A 24104-nucleotide genomic window follows, 5' to 3' on the forward strand; every position below is an offset into this window, starting at 1 on the left:
GCAAAAAATATTAATTTGAATAAATATTCATGTGAATAGTGATTCACATGAAAGGGCTTGTAGTATGCGTCTGCCAGGGTACATGCCCCTCATTTTCAAAACTGAATGTTTTTGAACTAATAAATAAGCTTAGGAGAGAGAAAAAAGTAGATTTTGCCCTTATTCATCCACAGCTATGCGCTTCAGATGGAGACAATCTCTGGAGAGTCCTCTTGGCAGGAAGAAACATCTCAAAACTTGTGGTAGCAGGCTGCGCCCCAGAAATGCAGAAGAAGATGTTTGGATGGGTATTCAAGGAGCTGAACTTCGACGAGTCTCTGTTCATTCCTGTCGAGATAAGGAACATGACAACAGAGGAAGCTCTACAATCTATTGAGAAAGCACTGGAGCAATAAAAAGGTTGATTCTCCATGACCAAAGATTGGTATCCGATTATAGACTATGAGAGATGCACTGGATGCTTAACATGCGTTAATTTTTGTCCACACGCTGTATATAATGTTGGGGAAGACAACAAGCCAAAAGTTGCTTCTCCAGACAACTGTATAGAAATGTGCAGAGGTTGTCAAAGGATATGCCCTACCTCAGCCATAAGCTATCATGGAGAGTAAAAAATAGATATGGCTTTAGCATAAATATTCTTCAAGCATGGTTGCTTGGAAATGCCTGAGCAGTATTTACTGAGGGACTTAATCAGAAAAATTCAGGAAGCAGGAATGTGCAAGGAAGAGCCTCCAGTGCCAGATCTCGATAAAGCTGTAGATCTGCCCACTGAAAATCTGAATACAATCTCAAAAATCTTATCAACAATCTCCGAGCCTTTAAGACTGAAGATTCTCTATCTTCTCCGCCAATCTCCGCTGCCAGTATGCATAATAGCATTTTTGTTGAAGACTGATAGAACTCTAGTTTCGCATCACATGAATAAGCTCCTTGAGCTTGGGCTCGTTAAAGTAGAGCGCAGTAGGCGCTTCAGCATATACAGCCTTACGGATCAGGGGAAGGAACTGGTAAAAGCCATCGAAAAAATATTAGAAAACAGATAAGTAAGCGCATTGTCGTTCAAGAAAAGCTGCTTCAATATTCAAGGGAGAAAATCTCAACTACCAGCTCTTTTCTTCATTTCCTTTTAGCATTTTTAAAAGAAGCTTTAGCAAGTATAAAAAAACTACAAATATGTATATGGATATAGCCTAGGAACAGCTAATGTTAGGAGCTCAATCAATTTGTATGCCTCAACTGCATCCTTAGCTTTGTATTTTACCGTTTTCCCATCAATCCTCTCAACCATGGGAATTAGCTCCGCTACATCGCCCATCTCTGTTCCTAGGAATCTCACTTTCATGTCGAGTGGACTTTCAGCCTGCAGTGGTCTTCCCTCCCCTCTTCTATATTTTTCGATAGCCCTTCTTGCTGCTTCTCTTATTTCCCTCTCAACCTTCTTCAGACTCTTGCTTGCTGATGCAAATCTGGAGAATGACTCCTTCAGCACTACTCTCTCAGCCCAAGGAGCGCTCTTTGAAACATCCTCTTCAATAAGAACTCTGTCTCCAGCCACGAGCATCACGGGAACGTTGAAATGTCCTGCCACATATGCGTTCAGCAAAAATTCACTGACCGGCATGCCGTTGATTTCAATGCTATCGATTGAAGCACTACTGTAGGTATGGTCGAAGCTGGAGCGAGCAGTCCCAGCTTTAGAATGATATCCCAGAAAAACAGCAATCTTTGAGCCTTCTATGCCCGTAATCATGCTAAGCGGTCTAGGAAACCCTCGAATCAATGTAACATATTCTGGTAAACTCTCCACATCAAGATTTATCATTGGTCCATGGCTGTCCGCTACAATAACCTCTTCAAAGCCTCCTTCGTGAAGCTCTTCAACAACAGCTAGTGTCACTCTCGTAGCTATTCTCCTAGCTTCGTTGTAGAGAGCGCCTTTCACAAAAAGATGTTCGCCAGATGCTATAAACGGCATCCCCTCAAGATCCACCGAGACAAAAGCTCTCAAGACAGTGCACCTTATTTTTTTTGAAAAAATAAGAATATTAATATATCCTTCCATTTTTTAAAAAAATGGCTATTATTCTTAAGAATTTTTTATCTAAAGCATTAAACATCAAGATATTGAAGCTAAGTAGGAAGCTATATCCGATATAGACCCTGAAACTACTTCCCGGTAGCTTCCATCTCTGACATTGATACTATACAGCGTTATGCTCTTTATTCCCCCATAATCCCCCCAATACAACGAATATCTCTGCAGCTCACTATATGCCATATTTGAGGTTATATGACCGTAAGCGTCTCTTGTCAGATATCTGCCTGCCGAATCTATTATAGTTAATTCTCCTCCCTGAACTGGCAAGAAAATGGCAGCATGTCTGCTTCCATCCCCCATTTCTATGTCCGCAAAATACAAAAGGTAATCTTTTCCATACACATTTAACATATAATATTTAATCATGGCATAAGCTAATACCGCCTGATCATCGCAATCCCCCTGACCATATTCAATAGTAAAGAGAGGAGTCTGAACATAGTTTTGAAGTGGTAAGTAGAATATTGAAGTCAAGAAGGAGTAGTTGCCGAAGTTCATAAAGAAAGGAATAGGAAAGGGCATATCTATATCATAGACATATGCAACGTTATTCACAATATAGTTATATATATTCTGTATTGAACCCCAAATATCGTATTTTGATACACCTGCATTATAAACATACTTCCCTATAGCCGAGACCTCATCCCAATTGAGGGTTCTCGAGAATGCATCGGGAATCGTCTCCAGCGAATATAGATAGTTTATAAGATCCGAGGCACTTTCGTTCAAACTGATATATAGAGATAGCAAGTAGTTCATGCTGTTATTGAGGTTGGTATAGTTCTCTTGGAGACTATTATACAGTGCAGTTATCTGCTGAAACCTTGCTGATAGGTTGCCGTAGTCCGCATTCAAGTTGCTGTACTTGATGCTAAGTGCAGTGTAGTTATTCTGAAGCTGAGAATATCTATCATTAAGTGCGGCATATTGCGCTTGAAGATCCATGAAGCTCTTGATCGTTGAGTTGTACTCAGAATAGAGCTGGGCATAGGAATTCGAAAGATCTGAATAACTCTTTGACAGATTGGAGTATTTATCTGAGAGCTGTGCATACTGATCTTGTAGAGTACGATAGCTTGCATTTATTATGAGCAAAGTAGTATTCAGATATGCATTCTCAATCGAGAGTTCGTGGTTGGTTTTTGCAAGAGCATCATTAGTTTTCTGAAGAGCTGAGTAACCGATTTCCCATAGAATATTTGAAGTAGTAATAATTACTATCAATACTATAGAAACAATTTTTAAATAATTCACATATCTCACCGTTACTATTTAGAAACTAAAAAATTTTTATTGTTGGAGAACGAACAATCTCTCAAATTCCCAAGAAAATTTGGGATTTTGATCTATTCTAGCAAAATTCATTTGAATTAAAATTATTCTTTTTAAAAATTTCTATAATAGGGAAAAGATAAAAAATTTCAAAAAATATGTAGAAATTCTTATATATTTATTTTAGTAAAATTATAATATATGTACCAAACAGTGGTTCCAAAATCAAAGGTTGTTGAGGAAATAAGTAGGCTGGGAGGCATCGGTCTTCTGAAGTGCTATCAATGCGGTCTGTGCACAGCAATTTGCCCCATTTCCGAGATCTTTCAGAGCAGCTTCAGGAGAACTATAAGATATGCTCAGCTAGGAATAGCAAACAGGATCATTTCGGATCCCACACCATGGCTCTGTCACGGATGTGGTGAGTGCACAGCATCATGTCCCAGAGAAGCTAATCCTGGAGACGTGATGGCAGCTGTAAGAAGGTATCAAACAATCCAGTTCTCTCCTGGAAGAGTGGCTTCACTTTTCAATTTCGGCAGAACATCAATTCCGCTCATTCTATTCATCTCCTTTTTTGCATCTGCTGCGCTTTATCTGCTCAGAGGAACTCCAAATATGTCCGAGGTCAATATATACTCCCTCATCCCGTACTCAACCATACATGCTCTTGGAGTCATCCTAGCAGCATTCATACTTGTCATAGCAGCATATAGCCTGTTACAGATGTACAGGAAGCTAGGAAGAATGAAAGAGCATCCCAAGAGTGTAGGCAGCATGGAAAAAATTAGCAAGTTATTGAGCGTTATTATATTAGCTGGATTAATTCAGTTGAATTTCAAAAGATGCTCCAACTATCTCTCTAGGTATATAGCTCATCTCTCCATTTTCTGGGGATTCATAGGATTGTTTGTAGCTAGCAGCATTCACTATGTAAGCGATATTTTTGCTCTTGGTATAAGCTCATACGTTCCCAGAGCGGTCGGATTAATTTCTGGGGCCTTTCTAATATATGGGAGCTCTTACTACATCTACAAGAGGCTGAGAAAGGATGAAGCTTTCATTAGACAGAGCACATATTCTGACTGGCTCTTTCTCATTCTCCTTCTCATAGCAGGGATTACCGGCTTTCTCCTCGATGCATTCATATACTTCAACATCCCCCTTGCTGCATATTTCACATATGCTGCTCATCTCATATCCGTGTTCGATTTGATCGTTCTCGCCCCATTCACCAAGTTTGCCCATTCCGTCTACAGACCAATTGCTATTTGGATCAATGAGATAAGAGGTGCCAATCCTTGATTTTTCCATTGAAAGATCTCAGTTCCTCTCAAGAGTTGCGGAATGCATCTAGCTTAAAATTGAGAACTAACGCGCATAGCTCGAAGCCTGTTCTAGTAGTAGGAGCAGGAATAGCAGGAATCCAAGCAGCTCTCGATTTGGCAGAGCAAGGAATTAAGGTCTACCTCATAGATAGAAATCCGAGCATAGGAGGAAAAATGGCCCTTCTAGACAAAACATTTCCAACCCTTGATTGTGCTTCATGCATTCTTGCGCCCAAAATGGCATCTGTGCAGAGAAATCCAAACATAAAAATTCTCACGCTATCTGAGTTAAAGCAAATAGATGGGAAGGCCGGAAACTTCCATTGCAGAATCCTCAAGCATCCAAGCTATGTAGACTGGGAAAAGTGCACTGGATGTGGCACATGCATAGAGAAGTGCCCCCAGAAAGTTCCAGATGAGTTCAATCTAGGAATGAGCAAGAGAAAAGCAATCTTCATAGCTTTTCCCCAAGCTGTTCCGAGAAAGGCGGTTATAGATGCAGCGAATTGCTTGAGGTTGAACCCCCCTCAGAAACTGAAAGAAAGAGCTGGGGGGAGAGCGATCTGCGGCATTTGCGAGAGATTTTGTCCTGCAGGAGCCATAAAGTTCAGCGATGCATCAGAGGAAGTCATTATTGAAGCATCCGCCGTGATAATTGCAACTGGTATGGAAATTTATGATGCTCGGAATGTTCCCGAGTATGGCTATGGGAAATATCAAAACGTTTTTGTTCACCTCGAATTCGAGAGAATGCTCTCAGCTACGGGACCGACTGGAGGATTGATATTAAGGAGAAGCGATGGGAAGCCCCCGAGAAGAATCGCATGGATTCAATGCGTAGGCTCCAGAGATATAAGGTTCAACCACTACTGCTCATCTTTCTGCTGCATGGCAGCAACCAAGCAAGCAGTTCTTGCCAAGGAACACTTGGAAAATGTGAGCTGCACTATATACTACATGGACATCAGAGCTTTTGGCAAGGGATTCAACGAGTTCATAGAGAGGGCAAAGAACGAGTTTGGCATTAAATATGTTAGAGGAAAAGTTGCTAGAATTGAGGAGGATCCAAGCTCTAGGGATCTCACGCTCATATATGAGGACACCTCCCATAGCTACCTGAAGAGAGAGAGCTACGATTTGGTGGTCCTGGCAGTAGCAATTAGGCCAAACAGGATCTATCCAATAATCCCAGTTGAAACGAATGAGGATGGCTTCGTGAAGCTTAAAGATCCCTACATAGATCCCGTTTCTACAACAGTCGATGGAATATTCGTGGCTGGAGTGGCAGCTGGAGCAAAGGATATACCCGATTCAGTCAGTGAGGCCAGTGCAGCTGCTGCTAGAGCAGCCCTCATCGCTAAGCAAAAAGGTGGTGCTGGAAGTTGAGCGAGAAGCCAAGGATAGGCATCTACATCTGCCACTGCGGTCTTAACATAGCAGGAACTGTGGACGTAGAAGAGCTCGCGAGATATGCAGCATCTCTTCCCGACGTCATCGTAGCGAGAGATTATGTTTTCATGTGCTCTGAGCCTGGGCAGAATCTCATAAAGGAGGACATAAAGGAGAAAGAACTTAACAGAATAGTTATAGCAGCATGCTCTCCATCTATGCATGAACAGACTTTTAGATCAGTTCTCGAATCTGCAGGACTCAACAAATACTTACTAGAAATGGCCAACATAAGAGAGCACTGCTCTTGGATACATTCAGACAGAAGAAAGGCGACAGAGAAAGCAAAGGAGATAGTCAGAATGGCAGCTTCCAAGGCAAGGTACTTGGAGCCAATAGAAGAGAAAACTTTCCCAACTACAAGAAACGTCATGATCTTGGGCGGAGGAGTTGCTGGAATGAGAGCAGCTATAGAGCTGGCAGAATACGGCTTTGAGGTCTATCTTGTCGAGAGAAAGCCCATTCTAGGAGGGAAATCTGCAGTCATAGGTTACATTTCTCCTGGAATAAGGGGTAAAGAAATAGTTCAAAAGATGTTCGAGAGAATAAGGGGAAATCCAAGGATACATGTTTTCACTCAAGCTGAGCTCATTGAGCTAAAGGGATTTGCTGGGAACTTCACGGGAAAGCTGAGAATTCATCCAAAACATGTGAATGAAAGATGTAACGAGTGTGGGGAATGCGAAGATGCTTGTCCCATAGAAATATCAAATGAATATGACTTCTCTCTGAGCAGGAGAAAGGCAATTTACAAGCCATTTCCCGGCTCATACCCAGAGGGCTATATTATAGATGATAGAGTTTGCGTCAAGTGCGGAGAGTGTGTTAGAGCATGCAGGAGAAAAGCTATAGATCTAGATGGGGAGGAGAAGTTAATTGAGATCAAATTCGGAGCTCTCATCATAGCTGTAGGCTATGATCCCTACAGACCCTCCAAAGGCGAGTTTGGATATGGCTTGAGTGACTCCGTGCTGACTCTCTTCCAGCTAGAAAGATTGCTTGACGAGGATGGTCCCACCAGGGGGGAGCCGATTGTAAGAGGGAAGATTCCAGAGACAATAGCTTTTGTTCAGTGTGTGGGGTCTAGAAGCACAACCCCCTCATCAAGACCTTACTGCTCGAGAATGTGCTGCACATCTGCTCTAACCAATGCCATAAGGCTGAAGGAAAAACATCCGGAAATTGAGATATTCTTCATATACAGAGATATAATGACCTATGGGAGCGATGAGGGGCTCTACGAAGAAGCCGGAAAGAGAATGATAAAGTTCATAAAGTACGAGGGAGAACCTCCACAGGTCCAAATTACACCCGAGGGAGTATTCATAGAAGTCACCGATTACCTTCTGCAGGAAAGCATAAGAATACCGGTAGACGCTGTCATCCTTTCGACCGGAATGATTCCTCCAAGGGATCTGGGAGACGTCATTGCTGTTACAAGGGCAACATGTGGAGAGGAGGGGTTTCTGAGGGAGGCCCACATAAAGCTTGCCCCCGTCGAATCACCAACCAGAGGAATATACATAGCAGGATCTGTTTCAGGTCCCAAGAACATAAGAGAGAGCATAATTTCCGGGAGTGCTGCAGCTGCTAAGGCTATGGCCCTCATTAGTAGAGGAGAAGTTGTTGCTGAACCAATGATAGCCAAGGTTGATGAAGAAAGATGCAGCGGCTGCGGGATCTGCATTTCTGCATGCCCCTATAATGCCATTTCGATAGAGGAAAAGGAAGGTGATAGACTGGCAAGAGTGGAAGATGCTCTCTGCATGGGATGCGGGACATGCGCCTCAGCGTGCCCGTCTGGAGCAATGCAGCAGTTGGGTTTCAAGGACATTCAGATAAGAGCTCAGATATCCGCTTTATCGGAGGTCGAAGGGAAATGAACAGAGAGTGGACTCCCAGAATAGTAGCTTTTGTTTGCAACTGGTGCACCTATGCAGCAGCTGATCTGGCTGGGACTAGCAGGATGCAGCAGCCCGACAGCGTGAGGATAGTTAGGCTCATGTGCTCTGGTAGAGCAGATCCCCAATTCGTTCTAGAGGCAATAGCTAATGGGGCGGATGGGGTAATAGTTGCTGGGTGCCATCCGCCCTCAGATTGTCACTATCAAGAAGGGAACTACAGAGCCTTTAGAAGATTCATGCTCCTCCGAAGGGTGCTGGAATCCATGGGTGTCGAGAAGGAGAGATTCAGACTGGAGTGGATCTCAGCCTCGGAAGCGAGGAAGTGGGTAGAAGTAGTGAGGAGCATGACGGAGGATCTCAAGAGGCTTGGCCCGCTCAGAAGGGACGAAGAGGGGATAAAGGTTGAATAAACTGAAAGTAGCATGGTATTGGTGTGCTTCATGCGGAGGCTGTGAAGAATCTTTCGTTGATCTCTCGGAGGAGCTGGTGGAGTTCTTCGAATCAGCCGATCTCGTGTTTTGCCCCGTAGCAACAGATTTCAAAAAGGAAGATGTTGAGAGGCTGCCAGATGCTTCTGTTGACGTTGCTCTAATAAATGGGGGAATAAGACTGAGCGAGCACGAAGAAATGGTTAAGCTATTGAGAAGAAAGTCCAAAATTGTAGTGGCATACGGAACATGTTCTAGCTGGGGAGGAATTCCAGGCCTCTCAAATTTGTACAATAAGGAAGAGATTTTAAGAGCAAAATACCTTGATCCGCCTTCCATCAACAATCCTACGCATGCAGTTCCTGCTGAGAGAACGAGGCTCACCAAGCTGGGAGCAAATCTGGAGCTTCCAGCCTTCCTAGACTCTCTCCTTCCTCTAAATGCTGTCATAGATGTTGATTACTATATTCCAGGCTGCCCTCCTACACCTGAAGTCTTCAAGAATGCATTAAAGGCTCTAATAAGCGAAAAGCTGCCTCCAAAAGGAAGCATAATCGGTGCTTCAGACAAGTCGCTATGCGATGAATGTCCACTGAATTCAACCAAGCCTGAGAAGATCTTGCTGAAGGAGCTTAAAAGACCTCACGAAACTATAGCGGATGCAAAGAAGTGCTTGCTTACCCAGGGCCTTCTCTGTCTTGGACCAGTTACAAGGGGAGGATGCGGAGCTCTATGCATTAAGGCCGCCATGCAGTGTACAGGATGCTTTGGTCCACTAGATGGAATAGCTGACTACGGAGGAAAGGCCATCTCATTCATAGGAACAATAATGGACTATTCCCCTGCTGAAGAAGAGGAGCTGGAGCGTGCTTACAGTAAAATAAAGGATTGGGTGGGAGTAGTGTACAAGTACACTCTACCTGCCTCAAAGCTGGGAGGGAGAGTGAGGAGAGAAAAGACAAAAAGGCAGGAGGAGGCCGAGATAGATGAGTAGCAGAAAGATTGTGATCGATCCCATAACTAGACTAGAAGGGCACGGAAAAATAGCCATAATTCTCGATGATGAGGGAAACTGCTTGAGAGCATATTTTCAGGTGCCGGAGCTCAGGGGATTTGAAAAGTTCCTGCAGGGAAGGCATGCTGAGGATGCGCCAATCATAACCCCAAGGATATGCGGTGTTTGTCCAACAGCTCATCATACAGCATCAGTAAAGGCTCTAGATGATCTATATAAAGCCCCTCCCCCCTCTCCAGCCCTGAAGATAAGGGAGATGTTCTACAATCTATTTATGCTTGAGGATCACGCACTTCACTTCTACGTTCTTAGCGGACCGGACTTCATAGTGGGGCCAGATGCTCCTAGGGCTGAAAGGAACATAGTTGGAGTCATGAATAAGGTCGGCAAGGAACTCGTGCTGAGGATCATAACGATCAGAAAGAGAATAAGGAAGATGATGGAGATTATAGGAGGAAGGACCATTCACCCAGTCTTCGGTATGCCTGGAGGAATTTCGAGACCACTAAGCATTGAACAGGTAAAAGAAATTAGAGCTCTAGCAGACGAAGCTCTCAGCCTCTCCCTCATCACTCTAGAAATGTTCAAAAAGATTGTTCTGGGAAACAAAAGCTATCTACAATTGATTGAGAGTGAAGCCTATACCCACAGAACCTACTATATGGGGATGGTTGATGGGAAAAACAGGGTGAATTTTTATGATGGGCTAATAAGGGTTATTGATCCCAAGGGAAGAGAGATAGCTAAATTCCACCCCAGCAAATATCTAGAGCATATTTCAGAGCGCGTTGAGCCTTGGACGTATGTCACATTCACCTATCTGCGAAAGGTTGGGTGGAAGGGATTTATTGATGGTGAGAACAGCGGCATATATAGTGTTGCCCCCCTAGCCAGGCTCAACGCTTCTGAGGGAATGGCAACTCCTATCGCTCAGGAGGCCTTTGAGGAAATGTACGAATCACTTGGCGGAAGGCCGGTGCATTATACCCTTGCAAATCATTGGGCAAGGGTAATAGAGATGATATATGCTGCCGAGAGAGTCAAGGAGCTATCAGAGGACCCCGAAATAGAGAGCAAGGATATCAGAAACACAAATTTTTCGGAGCCAAGTGTTGGAATTGGAGCTGTGGAGGCTCCTAGAGGGACACTCATACATCATTATGAAACAGATGAAAACGGAGTTATAAAAAGAGCCAACTTGCTTGTTGCTACGCAGCACAACGCAGCTAGAATATCTCTCTCAATTGACAAAGCGGCCAGAAGCTTAATTAGAAAAGGAGAAATAAGTGACGGCCTTCTCAATATGGTTGAAATGGCCTTCAGAGCATATGATCCATGTCTAGCATGCGCTACTCATGAGTATGGAAGCATGCCGCTTTCCTTTTATTTATATGATCAGAGAGGAAATCTGAAGAAAATATTGCACCCGAATGGATAGAAGCTAAAAATTTCCAACGAGATTCTATATCTCAACCGCTTTTCCCTTTTTCAGATGGATGAGCTCTGCGACCTATTCTGCTGAGGCTGAATGGTATGGCCAGCGCCATCAGAATGGCTTGGACAATAAAGGAATGTCTTATGGCGGCTCCTAGCTCGCTCAGCTCCACATTTATCAAGGAATCTCCAGGATTATAGCCTCCCAGAATGATTAGGTGCGATGCCACATTATATGGAAGCACCTGCGTCATTGTCAAAATCGCCAAGTTTAAGCTGAGAACAAAGCCCACATTGAAGGAAACATTTCTAATTGATGATGCAACACCTCTCCTCTGCGGAGAAACAGCTGTCATAACGGAGCTTGTGTTGGGAGATACGAATAGGCCAGTTCCTACACCGAGAATTACCTCTGCTGCTACTATTGGAGCTATAGTCGAGAACCTTGAGAGCAGGAAGAGGGCAAACGCTCCTGAGGAGAGTCCAGCTATCGTCACGGGGGCATATCCTATTTTATCTGAGAGCCTACCTCCCACTAGCCCGAAGATAAGGAAGCTGACCTCATATGGTACTAGGAGCATTCCAGTATAACTTGGTGAATATCCAAGAACGCTTTGCATGTATATGGCTAGCAATGTGAGCGATGCTCCAAAGCCTATGGAATATAGAAATTGAGCTATTATTCCTCCAGTGAACTGCCATATCCCAAAGAGCCTGAGATCTAGAGCAGGTGCCTCATGCTTGAGCTCAACTATCACGAAGAATGCCAGAGAAACTAGAGAGACAGTGAGAAGAAAAATTGAGGTATCCCTATAACCATATCCAAACATTGTAAGAGCTACTAGAGCGAGAGTCAGAGAGACGGTGAATAGAGCAAATCCCCATGTGTCCAGTTTTTTCCCCTCTTTTGGTACGTAGAATTCCTTTAACCTGTTTCTTGACCACAGCAGAATGACAATTCCCATTGGAACCTGAACAAGAAAGATCCACTGCCACCCGAGAGCATCTATTATGAAACCACTCAACGTCAAACCTAGAAGAGCACCCACACGCCATGCTACTTGGTTTACACCTAGCCAGGTTGCAAGCCTATGGGGGGGAACATTATCTGTCAGGATAGTTATGGAGAGGCTCATCAATATGGCTCCACCAGTCCCCTGAACTACTCTAGCAATTATGAGCATCTTTGGAACAAAGCTAAGTCCAGATAACAGAGCTCCTGCTGTGAAGATCACTATTCCCAGCAAGAACAGCTTGACTCTACCATAGAGATCTGACAGCCTTCCTATTATTAATTGAAAAACAGTGGATCCAAGCATGAATCCCTGTATTATCCAGACCATACTCCATATGTCAGCCTTGATATCTCCTGCAATTGTGGGAAGACCTACTACAGCCAGCCTCGCATTAAATCCTGTTAGAAAGCTTGCGAGAGTTGTGACGGAGAGGATCATCAAAATTCTTTTTTTATCTTCTTCCGTTCAATCTCCCCTCACGCACTACTGCTCTTCATATCCTTATCATGAAGTGCAAGAAAAAGGTTCTAAACAAAATGCGCTTTTAAGATTTTTCATTTTTGCCGGATAAAAATGACCTTAGGAAAAAAGCTTAATCCTTTCTCAGCATTCTTGCATCTTCTTCCTTCCAATAAATTCTACTGGAGCCTTCAGACAACTTCTATAAACAGAGAATTCCCTTTCTCTGAATTTTCAAAAAATTAGAATAAAACTACTTGAACTTATCAGAGTGGAGGACTCCCCCGCTTGCCCAGCTATCCTTTGGGACTTCATAGAAGATGATAGTAACAGCTTCTCTCGGTATGCCTTGTTCCTCTAGCACTTTCGTTATTCCCTCCGCTATTCTCCTCTTAGTATCTGCATCTCTTCCAGGCCATAACGTAATCTGTACAATTGGCATGCTCATCTCCAATTCTCTTGGTGGAAAAATGCAAATAAGAACTTTTTCCTACCTTTTCAATGGAAAGTGGCAAGCAACTAGGTGTCCCCTTTCTATTTCCTCTAGCATTGGCTCCTCCTTCATGCAAATGGTTCCAGCAAAGGGGCATCTGTTGCTGAACCTGCATCCTTTTGGTGGATTACGGGGATCAGGCATCTCTCCCTTCAACTCAATAGTCTTCTCAACCCTTCTTTTGCTTATGCTTGGTACGGCTTCCAGCAGTGCTTTGGTGTATGGATGTGCCGGAGATGATATTATCTGTTCAATGCTCCCCATCTCCACTATCTTTCCAAGGTACATTATGGCAACCTTTTCCGATATCAGTTTAGCAATGGATATATCATGAGTTATAAACAACATTGAGAGACCATTCTCTTTCTTGAAGCTTTCCAGAAGAGATACTATGGATGCCTTTATTGACATATCAAGCATGGACACAGCCTCATCTGCTACCAAGAATTTTGGCCTAGTTATCATGGCCCTGGCTATAGCAACCCTCTGTCTCTGACCTCCAGAGAGGTTGTGAGGGAGCCTCTGTGCCATCTCTCTTCCAGGGAAGAGGCCGACCCTCTCAAGCATTTCAATGGCAATATTCCTCGCTTCCTCTGGGTCTGCTAGCCCAGCTATGATGAGAGGCTCTGCAACTGCATCCCCTATCCTCATCCTCGGGTTGAGGCTGGCATAGGGATCCTGAAAAACTATTTGCATGTCCTTTCTCAACTTTCTCATCTCTTCCTCCTTCAACTTCACTATTTCTCTTCCTATGAACTTAATGCTTCCAGCAGTCGGCTCAATGAGCCTCAGAACTAGCCTTCCGGTCGTTGTTTTTCCCGATCCGCTTTCTCCTATCAGCGAGAGCACCTCATTTTTTTCGATTTTGAAGCTGACTCCATCCACTGCTTTCACGAAGCCTTTCGCCTTTCCAATGAGTGAGGAGAACTCGAAGTACTTCTTGAGATCTCTGACCTCCAATATTGGCTCGCTATCCACGGTTTATCACTTCCTCACAGCATGAAGCCAACATGAGACCTCTCTTCCATCGTGCTTCAGGAGAGGGGGTACCTCTCTTGAACATATTTCCATCGCTTTTGGACATCTTGGATGGAATCTGCATCCAGGAGGAGGGGATCTCATATCTGGAGGATTTCCCTGTATCGGTATAACCTTCTTATCACTCCACAGATCAGGAATGCTATCCAAGAGACCTCTCGTATACGGATGAAGAGGATCTTCAACTATATCGTTTGTCTTTCCCAGCTCGGAAAGCTTGCCAGCATAGAGCACCATTATTTTGTCGCTCCAAACAGATGCGAGAGAGAAGTCGTGTGTTATGAACAATATCGATGTCCCCCTGTTCTTCATCTTCTGAAGCAATTCCATTATTCCCTCCTGGACTATTACATCTAGAGCAGTTGTGGGTTCATCAGCTATCAAGAGCTTTGGTTCTAGGGACATCGCCATTCCTATTATTATCCTTTGCCTCTGCCCACCTGAGAGCTGGTGAGGATAGCTTTGCAGAACGTGGGGAGGAAGATTAACACTTCTTACAATCTCCTCCACTCTCCTCATAGCCTCTCTCTTACTTACGCTTTCATGCTCTAATACCACTTCTATCATCTGATCTCCTACCTTTCTTAGGGGATCAAGGCTCGTCATGGGATCCTGAAACACCATTGAAATTTCCTTTCCTCTTATTCCTCTCAGCTCCTCTTTGTCGAGCGAGAGAATGTCCTTTCCATTGAAAAGGATCTCTCCACCGGTTATCTTTCCAGGAGGTGGAACAGCTCTTATAATCGCATATGCCATTGTGCTTTTTCCCGATCCACTTTCCCCAACTACACTTAACCATTCACCTTGTTCAATAGAGAATGAGACCCCCTCTATAGCCTTCAGCTTACCTCCAAGGGTAGAATATGTGACTTCGAGGTTCTTCACTTGCAGAAGTACCATGGCCCTTCACCTTCCTGCCGAAGCTAGGCTGAATCTCTCACCAAGTGCCTCTCCTATCAGAGCGAAACCAAGGGCTAGCAGCATTATCATAATGCCTGGAAAGAAGCTGATCCACCAGAATCCTATTGTGAAGTATCCCTGACCCGCCCTTAAGTCATATCCCCAATCTGGAGTTGGAGGAGTCACTGATAATCCCAGGTAGCTTAGGCCTGCCTCCGTTATTATCGCATCTGCTGCGCTAAGAGTGAAAACAACTAGAACTGTTGGAAGCAAGTTTGGGAAAATATGCCTCCTCATTATATGCCATTTGCTGGCTCCCATGCTTCTGGCTGCCTCAACAAATAACTGCTCTCTTAAGCTCAGGGTTTGACCTCTGGTCATTCTGAAATACGTTGGTATGTAGACTACTGCCAAGCTAATAGCAGTGTTCAATGGGCTTGGACCAAGAACGGAAGCAATTGCTATAGCAAGTATCAGAGATGGAAAAGCATAAATGCTGTCCATAATCATGCTCAGTACTCTATCCGCCTTTCCTCCAATGAAGCCCGAGTATATTCCAACTGGAATTCCCACAGCCATTGAAATTAGTGTAGCACTGAAAACAACCAATAATATGATTCTGGAGCCATATATTACCCTAGAAAGGACGTCTTGGCCGATCTGGTTAGTTCCCATTGGGTGTGAAGGAGAGGGAGGAAGAAGGATCTCCGATGTAGCTTTGGTTGGATCGTACGGAGAAATCAGAGGAGCTGCAGCAGCAATGAATAATGTAGCGAGAATGATCAGGAGACCTACCTTGAACATAACGCTCTTTGGTATTACCGCACCAAGCTTCTTTAGAGCTCTGCTCAGCCCTTCTGACCAGATCTCCACTTTTGTTCACCTCAGTACCTTATTCTGGGATCGAGGAGCGCATAGAGAGCATCAACTATGAGGCTGATCAATCCAACGATGAATGCGAAAAATATTATGGCAGCCTGTATGCTTGTATAATCTCTGTACTCCAACCTCTCCACGATGAACGTTCCCATTCCTGGCCAGCTGAAAGTGCTCTCAGTCAGCACCATCCCTCCAAGCAATATGGCAAACTGCAGGCCCATATAAGTGACAACAGGCAGGAAAGCGTTTTTCAAAGCATACCAATAAATCTTCCTTTCCCTTATTCCCCTGGAGTAATAGTTTCTAATGAAGTCTGAGCTCAGTACCTCAACCATGTTGTTTCTCAGCAGCCTTGTATAGGCTCCGCTGAGCACTATTCCAAGAGTTAAGCTGGGAAGTATCAAATGAAGGATCGAGCTCTTCAGCGCTGCCCAATTTCCTGTCAGAACGCTGTCTAGAACATAAAGCCCCGTTATAGTTCTTGGGGCCAGTCCAGGGTCTATCCTCTGAGCTATGGGAAGCCACTTGAGATACACACCAAATACGTACTGAAGAACCATTCCCAGCAGGGGAATGAATGTTACATAGGCTGCTATGCTGTAGAACTTCAATGCAGCGTCAGTTTTGGTACCTTTCCTTATAGCTGCCAATGTTCCAGTTCCAAGCCCTATCACAATGCTCACAATGAATCCTGAAATTGCGAGCTCTAGGGTTGCTGGGAATCTCTGGGCTATATATGTGGAAATTGGCACTCCACTTGGAAAGGTAATAGTTACGCCGAAATCTCCTCTCAGCACGTTAAAAAGATACTCAAAGTACTGCACATATAGTGGCTTATCAAGTCCAGCCATCCTTCTGAGATTCTCAAGCTGATCTGGCGGTATGTTCTTTGTTCCCAAGACTGCTAAAATAGGATCTCCAGGTAGGATCCTGAGAATTATGAAGACAAGCGTGTAAAGTATTAATATGCTTGGAATTATGACAAGAGCTCTGATAATCAAATATCTTGCGAGCCCGCCCACAAGGACCACCAAAAAAATACTCTGAAAAAAATTACTTTGTTTTCGTAATTGAGTTATACATCAATATCATTGTTGGGCTTGGGACTATTCCACTGATTGAGCTGCTAGCAGCAATATATAGCTTTCCTTCGAACAGCGGCACGATTGGAACATCATGAGCAAGAAGGTTTTGAACTTGAGCATATATCTGATTCCTTGCTGCTTCATCCACAGTTACTTGGGCTTGCTCTAGTAGCTTGTCCATCTGAGGATTGGAGTACTGATTGCCAAGCCATTTGTTGTCCCCAGTGTGCAGGAATGGTGTTGTATAATCATCTGGATCCAAATAGTCTGGATACCATCCCAACAAATAGGCACCCATCTGGCCACTCCTTGCATTCTGCACGTATTGGCCCCACTCCGCGCTCTGCAAAGTTACAGCTATCATTCCCGTCGCCTCAAGCTCCTGCTTTATCAATGTTGCCACACTGGCTTCAGTATCGCCATAGTGCGTTGGAGTGTACCACAATGTTAGCTGTAGCTTGTTAGTTTCGCTATATCCAGCTTGTGAAAGAAGCTGTCTAGCAAGTGATAAGTTCCCATCACCGTAATATGTCAGGAAAACTGGCTTATATGCGGACATAGATGTTGGTATCAAGCTATATAGCGGTGTTCCTGCTCCCATTAGGGCCGTGCTTATTATTTGGGTTCTATTGATGGCTGCAGCTATTGCCTGCCTTACCAAAAGGTTGTTCGTCGGACTCATGTTAACATTGAGAACAAGGTATCTTATGAACGTGCTTGGCACGCTTATTACATTGATGCCGCTCTGCTTGCTCAGTGCAACAATATCAGCAGGAAGCAGAGTTCTCCAGGCTATATCTATCTCCCCTGATAGCAAAGCCATTCTCATAGTAGAAGCATCTTTGTAGAATCTTATGATGACTTTGCTGTTGTTGGGGGCTGGACCATAGTAATATGGATTGGGGACTAGATCCAGCTCCTGATCTCTGGTGAAGTTTGCTATTTTATATGGACCAGCTCCTCCCCACAGAGCATCGCTCACATACCTATCATTGGGATAATTCGGATTCACTGGGAAGTAGGGTGGAGTAGCCAGGACAGAAAGGAAATAGCTGCATGGTATCTTTAAGTGGAAAACGACAGTTAGATTGTCTGGTGCTTCCACATCTTTAACAAAGCTCGTTACAAGCCAGCTTGGGTCCCCGTTTATGTTTATTACTCTTTTTATACTCCTAACAACATCATTTGCTGTTAGGGGAGTTCCATCGGAGAACTTCAGGTTTGGTCTAAGCTTGAACGTCCATATTGTTCCATCTGAGCTGACGGTCCAGTTCTCAGCGAGACCTGGAACAATCTCTAGAGTTCCCGGCTTGTATTTGACAAGACCTTCCATTGTATTGTAGAGTATTTCCCATGTGAAGAAATCATATGCATTCGCTGGATCCAGATCTGTTACCTTGTCCGTTACGCCTATTACTATTGCTGCCTTAGCTTGAGCTGTTGTTGTAGTCTGTGTGGTTGTTTGTGTTGTTGTTGGAGAAGTAGTTGTTGTAGTAGTTGTTGTGGGAGCTCCGCCTCCTCTTGTGGCTAGATAGGCTCCAACAGCTACCACTGCCAGTATAACTACAACTATTCCAATTAGGGCTGCTGATGATATTCCCCTCTTTCGAGACATTTTAATATAACTCCCTCCAAATATTCTCCTATTTTCGTGGGATTCATGTGGTTAAAGCTTTCAAAAGTTTTTATTTATAAACTTTTGTCTCTATTTTTTTATTAAATAATAGTAATCAGCTTGAAAAAAATAATTTTTAAAAGTACTTTTTTGAAAATTATTCAATAATTTTTAGGAAGGCCTCCATCCATTGTGGAAGATCATCAGGTATTCTTGCAGTAACGACCTTTCCATGCACTACTGTTTTCTCATCGATCCACTCGGCTCCAGCAGCCCTCAGATCATCAGCAATTCCTGGATAGCTTGTTAGCTTCATCCCTCTAGCTCTTTCTGCTGTTATCAAAAGCTGTGGTCCATGACAGATGGCTGCTACAGGCTTTCCTGAATCAATAAAATGTCTCACTATTCTGATAGCATCCTCCCTTGCTCTCACCCTTATTCTTTCCGGCCCCCTTCCTCCTGGTATAACAAGCGCATCAAATTTTGAAGGATCAACATCCTTCATGGATATCGCCTTCAACCTGTAACCGTTTTTCCCCTCAACTTCTCCGGAAGAAGGGGCAGCAATCGTAACATCATATCCCTTCTCCAGAAGCCTATAGTATGGATATAGAGCCTCTATATCCTCGAATTCAGGACCTACAATGATTAGGATTTTCTTCCCCATTCTATTCACCAATTTATATTTCCAGCCGTTGAAGTAAAATTCATGATATATGTATTTTGAGAGAGCTCTTAACAATAGTCAATCAAGCATTACCAGCACTCTTCAAATGCTATATCAAGCCGGATCTTCAATTCTAACTTCATGGAAAAATGCAGCAGAGCATCCAAGATTGAACCGAGTATATATGCTAAGTATATGAACAATGCTCCCCGGTCTTAGCAAGTGGCCGAACCAACAAAAGAATAAAATCAAACGACTAAGTCTTCTGAAAAGTGCAAAGAAATGAGCTTTGAGCAAGCCTAAGCGCTCTCATTTTTCAACAAAAAATAGATCTTCTTCTTCCTTTTTCCATCCATCTTATACATTGAAGCAACCATCCCCAGCCTCTCCAAAGAAACCAGAGACTTGTACACCCCCCTAAGTGTATATTTTCCCAATCTTTCCCATACCTCATAGGCAGTGCCCTCTTTAATTTCCCTTAGAACTTCAACAATCTCATCTGTTAGTTTAGATTTTCTTGCTCCTAATGGCTTCGGTCTATTGCTAGCAGCAGTTATTATTGCTATAGATTTTCTCTCCTTCCTCTCCCTAAGAGCAGCAAGGGATGCAGCAGAAATCAGCTTAGTCTTTATTCCAGCTTTTGCTAGCTCAATCATCTCGCCAAGCGCTTTCTCTCTGCTAACATTAACTACTCTTACATCATCTATATGCTTCAATATCTCTGGCTGCTGTCCTCCCTCAAGCTGAACAGCGACTACTTCTATGTTCGAATCCACGCCAGCTTGTCTTAGATCTTCCCTTCCCTTCCAGATCGAGAGAGCTAACAATCCTGTTTCCGCTGGGACAAAGACTTTTCCCTCACGAAATCCTCTCTCCAATAACTCAAATGTTATTGTCTTTAGACCCTCTATGGTAAGGGGGTTAGCATAGCTTAGATATCCCCCAGAAACATTGAAAGTGATGTTTGCTCCCAATTCTGTTAACAGTAGAACCTCATCCGGATCCACCTGCTCTGGATCTCCTAAAATTACCTCAACATCAGCAATTCCCATCAAGTAGCTCACGAGAGAGTATGTGAAATCTCTTGAGTAGCTTATCCTCACAGCCTTTCCTGGCTCGCTTGAGAGGATATAGCTCGAAATCATCGCAGAGGACCTATCAGCATAGCTACCAGTGGGATTTCTAGTTTCAAGCTTTACTCTGACATCACCTGCTTTTCTTATCGGAGTTATTCCTTCGCCAAGGCTTATTTTGCGCACAAAATTAGGAAGCATCGAAGAATATCTCCATATGTTAGGAACGTTCTGTGCGACTCTCCATTTCAATTCCCTTATCCTCAGAATGGGAACTCCATCGCAGTTCTCACAGCTGAGATAGATCCCTTCTCGAGTTATTCCACAAGACAGGCACTCAGTCAGAATCGAACCCTGATCCACTACTAGTTCATCTCTTCCCCAAAGTTAAAATATACCTGTGAAGGCTGTAGTCTCCCGTTATTTCTGGATGAAAGGTCACAGCAATGACATTTTTCTGAATTGCGGCAACACCCGTTCTTCCATACGGGGGGAAGTCCAAATAAGATATTATCCTAGCTGAGCCCCAAGCTTGATCTATAGCTGGGGCCCTTATGAAAGCTGCCCTCACTTTCCCAACCCCTTCCACTTCTACAGATGTTTCAAACGACTCTCTCTGTCTACCGTAAAAATTGCGCACGACCGAAATGTCCATAACGCCGAGCAAAGGCTGCTTAACTTCTCCCACTCTTCTGTCTGTGACCCTCTTGGCTAGCAAAATTGCTCCAGCACAGGTTCCCAGCACAGGCATTCCCTCTAATGCTAGTTCTCTAACTCTCTCCTCCAATCCTGCTCTTGACAGCAATTTACCAATAGAAGTAGACTCACCCCCGGGAATTATCAAGGCGTCAATTCCCTCCAAGTCCATAGGTTTCTTCACATAAACAGGTTCACCTCCAATTTCTCTGACAATTTCTGCATGTTCAAGGAAGTCTCCTTGGACAGCTATAATTCCAATCTTCAATTTATTACACCCCCCTAACCTGCATGAGCTCTTCAGGTCTCAGCTGCTTCAAGTCTATACCTTCCAAAGCTCCTCTCTCTGAGACCATTGATTGTGCTTCTGCTACTGCTTCAGGATCATCCCAATGAGTAGTTGCTATAACTATCGCTCTCGCTCTGTTTTCAGGATCCGCGCTCTTGAATATTCCAGAACCAACGAATATTCCATCTGCCCCCAGCCACATCATTAGGGCAGCATCTGCAGGAGTGGCTATTCCACCTGCAGCAAAATTAACTACTGGGAGCCTACCAAGCTTAGCAGTGAGAAGAGCGAGCTCATAGTTTACCTGGTTTTGCCTTGAATATGACAGAATCGCCTCAAAATCTCCTGCCTGGGCATATCCTCTAAGGATGGAGATATCTCTGTTAACCAGCTTTATGTGCTTCACGGCCTCCGCAACATTTCCTGTTCCCGGCTCACCTTTCGTTCTTATCATTGCTGCTCCTTCTTCAATTCTCCTGAGGGCTTCAGGAAGATTCCTAGCCCCATTCACAAACGGCGTCCTAAACTTCCATTTATCAATGTGGGCAGACTCATCTGCTGGTGTTAGAACTTCGCTCTCGTCAATTAGATCGACACCGAGCTCCTCCAATATTCTTGCTTCCCATTCATGAGCAATTCTGCACTTGGCTGAAACGGGAATCGTTATGCTGTCCATTACCCTCTTTATAATGGAAGCATCAGCGGTCCTCGCAACTCCTCCTGCCTTTCTGACATCGTAGGGAAGCTTATCGAGGACCATCACTCCAACTGCTCCTGCATCCTCAGCAATTTCAGCTTGTCTCTCATTTGTAACATCCATTATCACCCCACCCTTCAGCATGGACACAAATCCGTAGTTAACAAGCGGAGTGGAAATTCTTAATGGGAAGAGCTCCTTTCCCTCCTCTTTTATGAGATCTCTCTGTTCAAGAAGGGAATAGATGAGCTCCTTCAATCTATCCAAATAGACATACGAATCTATGAGTTTCAATTCCCTCACTGATTAAGAGGTAAATTGAAGAAAATAAATATACTTAATTGAACGTTCAATTTCTTCTGAGAAACTCTTTTATTCCTTGTTGCGTAAAAAGCAATGGGGTATACTAGTTTGGACGGCTCCACGGTTATACAGTACATGGCATACATTATGGCTGCCATGTCTGTAGTCACTATAGCTTATGCAGTGGTCAACTACAAGCAGCAGACTAAGGCGCTTAAGCTGTATGCCGAATATATAAGAATGACTCTCGATCTCCCAGAGGTCAAGAAGTTCACGGAAACTAGAAAGCGACCCAAAATAGATGTCGGTGAAGATAGAGAGGGTAAGAAGGTCCTGGTAAGGTATTATGTGAGGGAAATGGACAGAGATCATCCCAGCGTTACCATTTCAATAGATAAAGCTACCAAGAGAATTCTCAAAACAGAGGTAAAGGGAGAAAGCGAAGGGAAGAAAGGTGAGCAGAGAAAGTAGCACGAATAAGAACTTGCCTGCTGATGCAGAGCTCAGGAGGCTACATCTTTCCCCATACGAGGAAATATATGAGAAGATTTACAGGAGAATAGGGAAACTGATAGAGAAGCAGAAAAAAGGAGAAGCGAAGGACAGCATGGATGAGGCACTGGAAATAGTGAACACGACCTTTAACATAATTCACGAGAAGTTAAAATCATATGAAAAATTTTATAGAATAGTTTCAAAGAGAGATGACCTGAGGGCATACATCTCCATAGTTCTCGGTGAGCAGGCTCTAAATAGTATTGAGCGGGCTGCAAGGCTAGATGGCAAAGTAAGACAGCTCTATTCTACTTTAAAGAATGAGCTTCTCTCTGGGGATAGGAGAAATCTTAGGAATAAGGCTCTAGAGATATCTTCTCGATTGATATCTATAGTTAGGAGGAACAGAAAGCTTCTCTCCGAGGTTCTCGAGATAAAGAAAGAAGCTCTCCTATTTCCAGATATCTCGAGCAAGGTAACTATTGTCATAGCAGGTGCTCCAAATTCAGGAAAGAGCACTCTTGCTTCGAGAATATCTAATGCAAGGACAGAGATAGCTGAATATCCATTTTCCACAAAGATAGCTGTACCAGGAAGGTTTCTCGCTGAGGACATCCTGGACATAGCAGTCCTTGATACTCCAGGAATAATACATGAGAGCCTCAGCGAAATGAGCCTTTTCGAGAGAAGGGCAGTAGCAGTTCTAAGAATGTCAAGAGGGATCCTACTATTTCTTATTGATCCAACGGACTCCGCAGCTTTATCTCTGGATGAGCAGATCAAGATTCTCTCCAGATTTAGAGAAGAAGTAGCTGAGCTCATGGTGATTGTGAACAAGGTGGACGCAGTAAATGAAGAAAAGCTCTCCATCGTTAGAGATGAGATCAAAAAATATATTGGAAATGAGAGCGTTTATTTTATAAGTGCGACAGAGAGAATTGGACTGGAGCCTCTGATAAAGGCTCTGCAGAACAGAGCTAGAGAGATAATGTTGAGAGGATTAGATAGGAGAGGTGCTGAATTTGGAAATTGATGAGAAAATGTTCTACGACTATGATTCATTGCTTCAAAGGCTATACCAGAAAGTTCCAAAGCCTGCAAGCAGTGGAGAGAGATTTGAGCTTCCTAAGTTCCAACTGCACTACGTTGGAAATCAGACAATTATCAGGAACTTTAAGGAGGTTGCAGATCTGCTCAGGAGAGAGCCAGAAATGCTCCAGAGATATTTGCTGAGAGAACTGGCCACGGCGGGAAACTATGATCCCAACAGCGGAATTTTGACGATAAACACAAAGATAAGCTCTTCGACCCTAACCCAGATCCTTGAGAGGTTCGTTGCTAACTATCTCATATGCCCCACATGCGGTAGACCTGATACGAGAATATTGAGAAAAGGAAAAATGTGGACGCTCAAATGCGATGCTTGCGGAGCCGAGCAGCCAGTTAAGCCTTTCTGAGCAGAGGA

24 protein-coding genes are annotated in these 24104 nt (G+C 43.8%); 11 read left to right on the forward strand and 13 right to left on the reverse strand.

Annotated features, from left to right (window positions below; all coding sequences use genetic code 11):
* Window positions 1-47: 47 nt before the first annotated feature.
* Both QXR92_05025 and QXR92_05030 read left to right on the forward strand, forming a co-directional pair.
* A complete protein-coding gene (locus QXR92_05025) occupies window positions 48-395 on the forward strand; it encodes a hypothetical protein (protein MEM0319361.1) in 348 nt (115 codons plus the stop codon).
* Window positions 396-662: 267 nt separating this feature from the next.
* The gene (locus tag QXR92_05030) at window positions 663-1046 is read left to right on the forward strand and encodes a metalloregulator ArsR/SmtB family transcription factor (protein MEM0319362.1); all 384 of its coding nucleotides are present in this window, start codon (window positions 663-665) and stop codon (window positions 1044-1046) included.
* 122 nt (window positions 1047-1168) lie between these two features.
* Here the strand turns inward: QXR92_05030 and QXR92_05035 are convergent, their stop codons facing one another.
* The gene (locus QXR92_05035) at window positions 1169-2011 is read right to left on the reverse strand and encodes a M55 family metallopeptidase (protein MEM0319363.1); all 843 of its coding nucleotides are present in this window, start codon (window positions 2009-2011) and stop codon (window positions 1169-1171) included.
* 108 nt (window positions 2012-2119) lie between these two features.
* The gene (locus QXR92_05040; protein MEM0319364.1) at window positions 2120-3358 is read right to left on the reverse strand and encodes a hypothetical protein; all 1239 of its coding nucleotides are present in this window, start codon (window positions 3356-3358) and stop codon (window positions 2120-2122) included.
* Window positions 3359-3589: 231 nt separating this feature from the next.
* Between QXR92_05040 and QXR92_05045 the strand changes: the two genes are divergently transcribed.
* The 6 genes from QXR92_05045 to QXR92_05070 are packed head-to-tail and all read left to right on the forward strand — an operon-like array spanning window position 3590 to window position 10938.
* The gene (locus QXR92_05045) at window positions 3590-4681 is read left to right on the forward strand and encodes a 4Fe-4S dicluster domain-containing protein (protein ID MEM0319365.1); all 1092 of its coding nucleotides are present in this window, start codon (window positions 3590-3592) and stop codon (window positions 4679-4681) included.
* Window positions 4678-6090 (forward strand): CoB--CoM heterodisulfide reductase iron-sulfur subunit A family protein, encoded by a 1413-nt coding sequence (locus QXR92_05050; protein ID MEM0319366.1) that lies wholly within the window; start codon window positions 4678-4680, stop codon window positions 6088-6090. The genes QXR92_05045 and QXR92_05050 overlap by 4 nt, the downstream gene beginning before the upstream one ends.
* Entirely contained in the window at window positions 6087-8036 is a 1950-nt protein-coding gene (locus QXR92_05055; GenBank protein ID MEM0319367.1) for a CoB--CoM heterodisulfide reductase iron-sulfur subunit A family protein, read from the forward strand. The genes QXR92_05050 and QXR92_05055 overlap by 4 nt, the downstream gene beginning before the upstream one ends.
* On the forward strand, window positions 8033-8467 hold the full coding sequence (locus tag QXR92_05060; GenBank protein MEM0319368.1) for a hydrogenase iron-sulfur subunit: 435 nt from the start codon (window positions 8033-8035) through the stop codon (window positions 8465-8467). Before QXR92_05055 ends, QXR92_05060 begins: the two co-directional genes overlap by 4 nt.
* Window positions 8460-9479: a F420-nonreducing hydrogenase gene (locus QXR92_05065; protein ID MEM0319369.1), complete on the forward strand. Its 1020-nt coding sequence runs from the start codon at window positions 8460-8462 to the stop codon at window positions 9477-9479. Before QXR92_05060 ends, QXR92_05065 begins: the two co-directional genes overlap by 8 nt.
* Complete coding sequence (locus QXR92_05070; protein ID MEM0319370.1) at window positions 9472-10938, forward strand: Ni/Fe hydrogenase subunit alpha; 1467 nt, start codon at window positions 9472-9474, stop codon at window positions 10936-10938. Before QXR92_05065 ends, QXR92_05070 begins: the two co-directional genes overlap by 8 nt.
* Window positions 10939-10969: 31 nt before the next feature.
* Here QXR92_05070 and QXR92_05075 read toward each other — a convergent pair whose 3' ends face one another.
* From QXR92_05075 to pdxS, 11 genes are all read right to left on the reverse strand, one after another.
* On the reverse strand, window positions 10970-12388 hold the full coding sequence (locus QXR92_05075) for an MFS transporter (GenBank protein MEM0319371.1): 1419 nt from the start codon (window positions 12386-12388) through the stop codon (window positions 10970-10972).
* Window positions 12389-12662: 274 nt separating this feature from the next.
* A complete protein-coding gene (locus QXR92_05080) occupies window positions 12663-12851 on the reverse strand; it encodes a tautomerase family protein (GenBank protein MEM0319372.1) in 189 nt (62 codons plus the stop codon).
* Between the two features lie 48 nt (window positions 12852-12899).
* Complete coding sequence (locus QXR92_05085) at window positions 12900-13880, reverse strand: ATP-binding cassette domain-containing protein (GenBank protein ID MEM0319373.1); 981 nt, start codon at window positions 13878-13880, stop codon at window positions 12900-12902.
* A gap of 6 nt (window positions 13881-13886) precedes the next feature.
* Window positions 13887-14840: an ABC transporter ATP-binding protein gene (locus tag QXR92_05090; GenBank protein MEM0319374.1), complete on the reverse strand. Its 954-nt coding sequence runs from the start codon at window positions 14838-14840 to the stop codon at window positions 13887-13889.
* A 6-nt stretch (window positions 14841-14846) separates the two neighbouring features.
* Window positions 14847-15713 (reverse strand): ABC transporter permease, encoded by an 867-nt coding sequence (locus tag QXR92_05095; protein MEM0319375.1) that lies wholly within the window; start codon window positions 15711-15713, stop codon window positions 14847-14849.
* 11 nt (window positions 15714-15724) lie between these two features.
* Entirely contained in the window at window positions 15725-16741 is a 1017-nt protein-coding gene (locus tag QXR92_05100) for an ABC transporter permease (GenBank protein MEM0319376.1), read from the reverse strand.
* 31 nt (window positions 16742-16772) lie between these two features.
* Entirely contained in the window at window positions 16773-18419 is a 1647-nt protein-coding gene (locus QXR92_05105; protein ID MEM0319377.1) for an ABC transporter substrate-binding protein, read from the reverse strand.
* Between the two features lie 157 nt (window positions 18420-18576).
* Complete coding sequence (locus QXR92_05110) at window positions 18577-19086, reverse strand: type 1 glutamine amidotransferase domain-containing protein (protein MEM0319378.1); 510 nt, start codon at window positions 19084-19086, stop codon at window positions 18577-18579.
* A gap of 299 nt (window positions 19087-19385) precedes the next feature.
* The gene (locus QXR92_05115) at window positions 19386-20522 is read right to left on the reverse strand and encodes a hypothetical protein (protein ID MEM0319379.1); all 1137 of its coding nucleotides are present in this window, start codon (window positions 20520-20522) and stop codon (window positions 19386-19388) included.
* A gap of 7 nt (window positions 20523-20529) precedes the next feature.
* Window positions 20530-21123, reverse strand: a complete 594-nt coding sequence (gene pdxT / locus QXR92_05120) for a pyridoxal 5'-phosphate synthase glutaminase subunit PdxT (GenBank protein MEM0319380.1) — start codon at window positions 21121-21123, stop codon at window positions 20530-20532.
* A 4-nt stretch (window positions 21124-21127) separates the two neighbouring features.
* The gene (gene pdxS / locus QXR92_05125) at window positions 21128-22135 is read right to left on the reverse strand and encodes a pyridoxal 5'-phosphate synthase lyase subunit PdxS (protein ID MEM0319381.1); all 1008 of its coding nucleotides are present in this window, start codon (window positions 22133-22135) and stop codon (window positions 21128-21130) included.
* Window positions 22136-22252: 117 nt separating this feature from the next.
* Between pdxS and QXR92_05130 the strand changes: the two genes are divergently transcribed.
* The 3 genes from QXR92_05130 to QXR92_05140 are packed head-to-tail and all read left to right on the forward strand — an operon-like array spanning window position 22253 to window position 24096.
* On the forward strand, window positions 22253-22615 hold the full coding sequence (locus QXR92_05130) for a hypothetical protein (GenBank protein ID MEM0319382.1): 363 nt from the start codon (window positions 22253-22255) through the stop codon (window positions 22613-22615).
* Complete coding sequence (locus tag QXR92_05135) at window positions 22599-23672, forward strand: GTPase (GenBank protein MEM0319383.1); 1074 nt, start codon at window positions 22599-22601, stop codon at window positions 23670-23672. The genes QXR92_05130 and QXR92_05135 overlap by 17 nt, the downstream gene beginning before the upstream one ends.
* Window positions 23653-24096: a translation initiation factor IF-2 subunit beta gene (locus tag QXR92_05140; GenBank protein MEM0319384.1), complete on the forward strand. Its 444-nt coding sequence runs from the start codon at window positions 23653-23655 to the stop codon at window positions 24094-24096. The genes QXR92_05135 and QXR92_05140 overlap by 20 nt, the downstream gene beginning before the upstream one ends.
* Window positions 24097-24104 lie beyond the last annotated feature (8 nt).

It is taken from the genome of Fervidicoccaceae archaeon (genome assembly GCA_038734945.1).
Taxonomy (GTDB): Archaea; Thermoproteota; Thermoprotei_A; order Sulfolobales; family Fervidicoccaceae; genus ARK-14.